The 2,257-nt window shown below is 44.8% G+C and carries 1 protein-coding gene and 1 pseudogene; both read left to right on the top strand.

Annotated elements, in window-relative coordinates:
• Positions 1–261 precede the first annotated feature (261 nt).
• A pseudogene (locus F6K53_RS37795) lies at positions 262–1,023 on the top strand (IS200/IS605 family accessory protein TnpB-related protein); the annotation flags it as partial.
• 589 nt (positions 1,024–1,612) lie between these two features.
• On the top strand, positions 1,613–2,257 hold a 645-nt coding region (locus F6K53_RS37790; RefSeq protein WP_293084825.1), incomplete at its 3' end, for a reverse transcriptase N-terminal domain-containing protein.

Genomic DNA, 2,257 nt, shown 5'->3' with positions numbered 1-2,257 from the left:
TATTAAATTCCCCATGGGTCGCACCGCAAGGAGTATTGACCATTAGTTAGTTGACTTTTCCCTGCCTCTAGGCGGGGATTTTTGTTTGAACAAAAATGCGACGCATTCCCCCACCTGGCCGTAGGCCACGCTACGCGAACGTTCAGGTGGGGGTTAAGGAGCAGGCTGTTGCTAGTTGTTAAAAGAAGGAACATTAGTTATTCGATTGCCCTATCACCTTCGGTAGAGTAAAATAATAACTGTAAACGAGCTTTTAAATTAGTGAAAACGCCGACCAAAGTTATACGAACCGACAAGTGGCAACTTAACCCGACTCCAGGTCAAAAAGTACTTTTTGGAGAAACGGTTAAGATATATCGCCGTGCTTGTCGGTTTTTGGTTGGCATCATTTACACCCATTGGGCGGAACTAGGTACTTTAACAGCCGATCGCGTAGCGTGGCCTACGGCCAATCAGTTAACTCCTGCTGTTGAGAAGCTGATGCATGAAACGGCTAAACGTCCTAGTATAAAATACCCCCAGTTCAACAAAGCTTTTTACAAATTTCCCAGCTATTACCGTCGTGCTGCGTTCGCTTTCGCTGCTGGTCAAGTTAGTAGCTTTGTCACCCGTTACCGAGAATGGCAGTCGGGAAATAGAAAAAGGCGTAATGCCAGCCCTCCACGGCTAAATGCTGAGACTGGTTGTTACCCAGCTCTCTACAAAGGACAGTGCTACAAACTACACGACTTTGATTCGGCGAAGCCGACGCTGCGCGAACAAGTCGAAATCAAAGTTTTTGATGGCTCTGACTGGATTTGGACTGTGGTTAAAATTACTGGGTTAAGGGAACGCCACCAAGTAGCAACCAATAAAATGATGTCCCCTTCGTTGATCTTCAATGAAAGGTACTGTCATCTGTCTGTTCCGTTTGCTTGTAAGCCAGAAAAACGTAAACCAGAAGCGAATGTAACTGCTGTAGATTTAGGAATCAATACCACTGCAACAATAGCGGTTGTCACTGATGACGGCACTGTAATCCACCGTGATGTGCGACTCGTTAGCTATAAACCTTACCTGCAAAGGTCGGGGGGACTAGCTGCTTGGTTCACCCGAACCATGATAACTTGGCAACCATGGAGGTGTAAATCCTCCCCTCGTGAAATCCGAGTGACAGCCTTACCCTGATTCATGAACATAACAAACTCATGGATTGATGCAAGGGTCAAATAGTGAAGCACTGCTAACCTAATGTGGTGTTAGTAACAGGCAAAGGACTCATGGGTACGCAAGGAAAGTACGTCTGAATCATCGTAAGGATTACGTAGTGAAATAGGCTGACTCACTACAGACAAACGTCAATGGAATACGGTTTGCAAGGTTTTCCCGTCTTGCGAAGATTTCCCACATGTTCCCGGTGAAAAAGTACTACCCTAAAAGTCCACAGAATGGTTGTCAGGAACGAGATAACCGCCATATGTACTCTCAGAAAGGTCGAACATTCTGAGTAGGTAGTTAGCCGCAAGTCATATGGTGGCAAGATTGAGTCAGAAGCTAATGCCTGGGGTAATGCCCAGGATATGCCAACAGACTCACGTTATAGGAAAAGATATAGATGTAAATAGTGATTAATATGTCTAAAACTAGGGGGTTCGCCCCACAGTCGGAATGGAACAAGGTCAATTGGCGAAAGCTAGAAATGACTCTGTTTAAGTTACAAAAACGTATATATCGAGCCTCTCAACGTGGTGACGTTCGCGTAGTAAGAAAGCTCCAAAAGACTCTGATGAAATCCTGGTCAGCTAAAATGATTGCGGTTAGAAGGGTTACCCAAGAGAATAAGGGCAAAAAGACTGCCGGAATAGATGGGATAAAAGCCTTAAATAATAGGCAACGTCTCACCTTAGTAGCCAGCCTAAAAATCTCTAAAAAGGCTCAACCAACCAGAAGAGTATGGATTCCCAAACCTGGACGGAAAGAAAAACGGCCTTTGGGTATACCAATCATGTATGACCGCGCTCTACAGGCACTTACCAAACAGGCTATAGAACCTGAATGGGAAGCTAAATTTGAACCCAACTCTTACGGGTTCAGACCAGGACGCTCCTGCCACGATGCTATTGAAGCAATATTCACGGCAACCAATAAAATGCCCAAATGGGTACTTGATGCGGATATTGCCAAATGCTTCGATAAAATTAACCACGATGCACTCCTAAATAAACTAAATACCTATCCATCCATGAGACGCTTAATAAAGTCCTGGCTAAAATCCGGT

Source organism: Moorena sp. SIO4A1 (assembly GCF_010672065.1).
In the GTDB taxonomy this organism is placed as follows: Bacteria; Cyanobacteriota; Cyanobacteriia; order Cyanobacteriales; family Coleofasciculaceae; genus Moorena.
Note: the sequence above shows the minus strand (reverse complement) of the source record. Positions and strands in the feature narration are given on the sequence as shown.